General features: G+C 58.1%; 6 protein-coding genes. 5 read left to right on the top strand and 1 reads right to left on the bottom strand.

The features are described from left to right. On the bottom strand, positions 1-292 hold a 292-nt coding region (locus IIC71_14880), incomplete at its 3' end, for a hypothetical protein (GenBank protein MCH7670465.1). A 163-nt stretch (positions 293-455) separates the two neighbouring features. On the opposite strand from IIC71_14880, the gene IIC71_14875 reads away from it, so the two are divergent. From IIC71_14875 to IIC71_14855, 5 genes are all read left to right on the top strand, one after another. Further along, complete coding sequence (locus tag IIC71_14875; protein MCH7670464.1) at positions 456-1,064, top strand: hypothetical protein; 609 nt, start codon at positions 456-458, stop codon at positions 1,062-1,064. A gap of 457 nt (positions 1,065-1,521) precedes the next feature. Further along, positions 1,522-2,577: an ATP-binding protein gene (locus IIC71_14870; GenBank protein MCH7670463.1), complete on the top strand. Its 1,056-nt coding sequence runs from the start codon at positions 1,522-1,524 to the stop codon at positions 2,575-2,577. A 1-nt stretch (position 2,578) separates the two neighbouring features. Further along, positions 2,579-3,805 carry a hypothetical protein gene (locus IIC71_14865; protein MCH7670462.1) on the top strand — a complete coding sequence of 409 codons (1,227 nt, stop codon included), beginning with the start codon at positions 2,579-2,581 and terminating at the stop codon, positions 3,803-3,805. 291 nt (positions 3,806-4,096) lie between these two features. Further along, complete coding sequence (locus tag IIC71_14860; GenBank protein MCH7670461.1) at positions 4,097-4,702, top strand: hypothetical protein; 606 nt, start codon at positions 4,097-4,099, stop codon at positions 4,700-4,702. An 83-nt stretch (positions 4,703-4,785) separates the two neighbouring features. After that, positions 4,786-5,998: peptidoglycan-binding protein (locus IIC71_14855; protein MCH7670460.1), on the top strand; the 1,213-nt coding region annotated here is incomplete at its 3' end.

Below are 5,998 nucleotides of genomic sequence, written 5' to 3'. Positions count from 1 at the left end.
CCACTGGATCTTCCGGCACCGATTCGAACAGCTGGCCTATCGCGTCGGTGATGGCGCCGACCGGAATCTGCCTCAAGTCGGCCGTCGTGACCCGACGCAGCTCTGACATCGGCATCCGACCGCCCACTGCAATCTGGGTGCAAACAATCTCACCGTCAACTTCGGCCACCTGCACGAACAGCGGCAATCCGTTTGCACCGTCACTCCGAAACCGCCACCACTGTCCCCCGAAGTATTGGGCAGCTCCATCGTCGGTCAGGAGGCTGAGCCGAGTTTCTGGTTTCCTGTCCATGACTCCAAGCTAGCCACAAATCGGGGTATGTAGCTATCAACCTACCCCATTTGTCCCGCGGCAATTTAGGTGACTTGCGCGATCCCTGTAATCGCTATTTGATGAGCACATAGACGAACACATGTCGTGTTCGGAAATTGTCTCACTATTACGGGAGGAACCCATGGGAACAGAACGCCAGAACGAAGCGAACCGGGCCAACGCTGCCAAGTCGACAGGACCGACAAGTGCAGAGGGCAAAGCCATCTCGGCAGGCAACGCAGTCAAGCACGGCATCTATTCAGAGCGCATGGTTGCGATCCGCCGCGGGTATTTCGAGGAGGACCCTGAGGAGTTCCATAGATATATGAGCGACATCGTCGCGTCTCTCAATCCCCGCGACGCTGTTGAGGACGAGGCTGCGTTCCGTGTCGCATCCTACTTCCGTCGACTTGATCGTCTGGACAGGTTTGAGGCTGAGGCTCTTGCCGGGGACACGGCAAGTCGCGTCATCAATGGCGACATCTTCACAGCCAGCCAGAACCTCGGCGACCCTGAGGTACACAAAGAAGACGCGGCGGCACGTGCAATCGATCACACATTCGAACGTGCGAGCCTGATCGATTCACGCCTCGCTCAGGGACTGGAGCGGTCGCTTAAACTCTACGCGATGCTCCGCAGCCGGTCTGGGGTAGACGTGAACACTGTGGAAGTGTCCAGCGAGAGAACGGCAGAGAACGATGCGATTCTTGTCGACTTTGAGACCACGATTCGCAAGATTCTGGGAGACTGATGTTGGAAATCCGACGAACCAGAAGCGCTACGTGTTCGGCGGGTTCCCATATTCTTCCATTGGTTTGGGGCTCTTGTGGCGAAACGAACCCAATCTCGACAGTCGGGTCTCAAGCAAGTTGCCCTCGCCACACGATCGGCAACAGGCGGCGAACTGGCCGTCGGGATGTAAAAGTGAACACGGTTTGGTGTAAACAGCTCGTCGTGCACCGTCAGTAGACCAAGCAGGTCGGTCCTCGTAGACTTTCACGAATTACCCTCTCTTCGCCCAAAGCCACAACGGCGCGCGTTACCGCGTGCGTCTGCGAGCGCTGATGTCCGAGGTTGGCTCCACACTCGGTTGAAGGACCTACTGGTGTTCGTAACGCTCGCATCTCGGGCGTCTCCGCGACCTCCGACGCGATGCTCATCGGGACGTCCGTTTGTTGCGCCTTGAGGTGTCCAACCACCGATCGATAATGGATCCGGTCGAACTGTCGATGATCGCCATAGATCGCGATCGTCCCGCGGCTCGTGAGTTTGACCGGCTCTCTGAAGCGGTCCTTACGGTGGCAGCCATTTACGGACCGAACGCTTCGGGCAAATCTAACCTCCTTGAGGCACTGGCGTGGCTCTCAGACGCCGTGTGGCGCTCATTGGCGAACTGGGACGAAGTTATACCTCGCGAGCCGTTCAGATTCGGAAAAGGGCCAGCGACCAGCTCAACTTTCGACATCGAACTGATCGTGGGTGGCGTCAGGTTCGAATACAGTCTCGAAGTTGATGATTCGGCTGTCCTCTTCGAGGGTCTGTACAGCTATCCGGAAAGACGGCGGCGTGTTCTGTTTGAACGCGAGGGTGACGAAATTCGGTTTCGGCGCGGCCTCGGCGTGTTAGCAGGGACCAGGGAACTCCTCACGCCGACGACACTTGCCTTGTCAGCTGCGACGAGACTGCGGGATTCCGAGATCGGTTCGGCCGGGCGGGCGATCGCCGGCATTCGAAGTCTTGGCGCTTCGCGCATGCGCCGTTTAGCTAGGGGTCCAGGCATCGTGGCCCCGTTCGTATCGACCACTCGGTTGTTCAACGATAGTGGAGCCGAAGGCCAGACCCCACTGTTCGAAAAGAAGGAGTCTGGTGACAACGGAGAGCCGACCAGAGGGCTCGATGCCACCCGCAAATCAGCCATGGCGCTGCTACGGCTTGCGGATTTCGGTGTCCACGACGTTCGGATCGTTAAGCATCCAATCGAACACGGTGCGGATCAATCCAGTCCCCGTCGTCGCCACGTCCAGCTGATCCATAGCGTCGAAGGCCAGCAGTTGCCGTTCGAGATGGGTGAAGAATCAGCTGGTACACAGGCATGGTTTGAATTGATCGGGCCAGTCTTGGACGCGCTCGAACACGGGCAGATACTGCTTTTCGACGAGAGTGACGCAAGCCTCCACCCACGTTTGTCAGGGAAACTTCTGGAGCTATTTAGAGATCCCGATACAAACCCTCGCGGCGCGCAAGGCCCACGAGGTGGGTGCTGACATGTGGGAGACGGACGTTGCGGTGACTGCGGACGATTACCTCATCCTGATGCACGACGACGCAATGATGCGTACAACCGATGTCGCTGATAAGTTTCCAGACCGTGTCCCGGCACCGTTTTCGACATATACCTTGGCTGAGATCCGCACGCTCGACACCGGCTCGTGGTTCGAACGTGACGACCCTTTCGACCAGGTCGCCGCCGGTGCAGTCCCGGCTGACGAGTTGGCGAGTTACGTCGGCGAGAAGATACCGACACTGCGTGAGGCGTTCGAGCTGACTCTCGACTTGGACTGGTCCCTGAACCTTGAACTCAAGAGTCAGCCGCCACCACAGGATGCGTTTGATGTCGTAGGCGCGATCCTTGCCCTCGTCGATGACGTCGGTTTGGGACCCCACCACCTCCTATTCTCTTCGGCGCGATTTTCATGGCTGAAGATGCTGAAACAACGTCGACCCGAGTTCCAGGTTCAAGGTATCGTGGGACTCTTCGACCAAGACCCGATGTCGTTTGCCGACCCCGACTTCAGCCTGCCCACGGGAACAACGATTGCGGACTTCGACGGGTTCATCTGGACGGGGTCTGACCTCACCGTCTATCACACCGACGACCCACGCGTATCTGGACAGATCGCGTTCGCACGCGACTTGATGGCCGCCGGTGCCGCAAGCTGGGGCAGTTGCTGGGGGCTGCAGTTGGCTACACAGGTCGGAGGCGGCGATGTTGCCGTCAACCCCGCGGGTCGTGAATGGGGCATCGCGCGCGGGATAGAACTCAATGATGAAGCACGCGCATCGGCGATGTTTGCTGGAAAACCCGCGGTGTTTGATGCCTTCATCATGCACCTCGACGAAGTGACCCAACTTCCACAGGGCACCGAATCACTTGGAGGGAATGCCCATACTTCGATACAAGCTGCCATCGTTGAAGACGGTGAGGGGTCATTCTGGGTCACCCAATATCACCCCGAATACAACCTCCACAAAATGGGCCGCCTCATCGTGGCGCGCGCCGAGGCGCTCGTCAGAGAGGGTCACTTCTCGGACGAGGAGTCCGTGAGCGCATACGCAGCCGACATGATGGCTCTCTATGCCAACCCCGAGTCGGAGGAACTCCGCCAACGGCTTGGTGTCGGCGACGACATCATTGATCCGACGATTCGGGAAACCGAGCTGCGCAACTGGTTGAAATTCATCGACTCGCGAACTGAAGAGTCCGCGCGTTAAGTTCGCTTGGCTAGGTGGTAGGTCAGGGCCATCGCGATGCACTCGCGTAACTCGTCCACCGGAAGGCGATCACCGACAGCGAAAATCAACGCCCGCTCCTTCGTATCCTGCGTAGACACTGCCTGATCCACCATCGGCAACACGCGACTGCTGGGCGGATCGTCGACACGGCATAGTCGGTGTTGGGACTGCGTCGACGCCCAATCGGGGCTCTCACGAAACCCTCAGGTTTCTCTCAGCTTGCTACTACATCCTTGTGTCATCGTGATAAGTCATGAGAGGACAACAGAAATGCGAAGACTAGCCGCGATACTGATCTCGTTTACGTTCGTAGTTGCTGCCTGCGGTGGAGGCGACAGCGCTGACGGTGGTGTTGCTTCTTTGGATGACTCCGCGACCGGCGTAGACACCGACGACGTCGAGGAAGTGCAGATCGCCGATACCGAAACACAACTTCTCGCGTTCTCAGCATGCATGAGAGACCAAGGACTCGACTTCGCTGACCCCACCGTCGATTCCGATGGAAATGTCCAACTCGGAGGGCGCCGACAAGGCAACGGCGGGCAAGGAGCCAACGAGGGTTTCCGTGAAGGATTTGAGTCATGTGGTGACTTGCTCGAAGGCCTCGATCTCGGATTTCGGGGTCGGGATAATACAGCTCAGCAGGACACGCTGCTTGAGTTTGCAGAGTGCATGCGCGGCGAAGGCATCCAGATCCGGGATCCAGATTTCTCAGCAGGCGGTGGACCTGGCGGTGCCGGCATATTCGGTGACTTCGATCCGAACGACCCCTCCTTCGAGGCTGCACTGGAAACCTGTGGCGATATCCTCGGAAACCTCGGCGGCGGTGGTCGTGGCCCAGGAGGCCCGGCGAACAACGACGGGTCGGGAGGATAGTGGTGACGCCCGAAACGCCGAAACAGATTGTCGATTCCGATTTCAGAACCGACGAATACTCGAACGCCAGAAAAAACCGCCGGATGACTACCAGACGCTGGATTCTTGTCGGATTCGGCTTGGTTCTCCCCGCGATGGTGTTTCTATTCGCCTCCGGAGAGCAAAGCGGTGGCGTCACGACGAATCCCGTGGAGGTCCACTTCGGAGAGGTGGTGGTAACGGATCTCGTTGAAGAGACAGAGTATGAAGGCACCTTGGGAAGGACGCAGGGCGACCCTGTTAGGTCGCCGACGCAGGGAACAGTGACTGCCCTCGCCAGTGTCGGCTCGGTCATTGATCAAGGCGGGGAGCTCTTTCGTATCGACGACCAACCGACGGTTCTACTCCTCGGTGAAGTCCCGCTCTATCGAGACCTGATGAGATCAGATTCCGACGTGGCCATTGCGCCCAAACAGTCCGGCACGATCACGTGGCTCCCCGAACCAGGGACCGTCATCAGTGAAGGCGACATTCTGTTCAAAATGAACGGCGAACCAGTGATAGCTCTGTATGGAGTCATCCCTGCCTATAGGACCATGGCAGACCAATCCACTGACATTGAGGGAGACGACGTACTTCAGCTGGAGGAAAGCCTCAATTCTCTCGGATTTGTGGAGAACGGCGAAATGACGGTTGACGGCGTCTTTACATCCGCCACCGAAAGCGTCGTTGAAAAATTCCAGGAGGCAGTTGGCGCAGCGCAGGACGGCGTTATAGCTCTCGGCGACATCGTTTTCATACCAGGCCCTACAGAAGTTTCGACCATTCTCGCTTCAGTTGGCGATACCGCGGCAAGTGGCACGACAGTATTGACGCTGGTGGGAGATGATCCGATGACCGGCAGCGACGTCTTGCAGCTCGAAAAATCACTAGCGGATCTAGGATTTGCCGGTGACGCCATGGTCGTCGACGGCGTGTTCAGCGCTGACACGAGGACAGCGATCGTCGCCTTCGAAGAATCAGTCGGCCTCGACGGTGATGGCACCATCAGCCGTGGCGAGGTGATGTTCCTCGCCTCACCGGTCCGCGTCTCAGATCATCTAACGCCTATCGGTACGACGGTTAGTACAGGTACACCGGTACTTGCGATCACCGGAAAGACGACGTTGGTAGCGGTAGACCTACCAGCGCAGGATCAGGGGACTCTTCAAGAGGGCATGGCCGTAAGAGTGCGATTACCTGATGGAGTAGAAGTGGCCGCTACAGTCACCTCTGTGGCCACCGTGACGACGGTGGCAGACAACAGTCCGGCAACTC

The organism is Acidobacteriota bacterium, assembly GCA_022562055.1.
Taxonomy (GTDB): Bacteria; Actinomycetota; Acidimicrobiia; order Spongiisociales; family UBA5794; genus BMS3BBIN02.
This window is presented reverse-complemented; position numbering and strand designations above follow the sequence as displayed.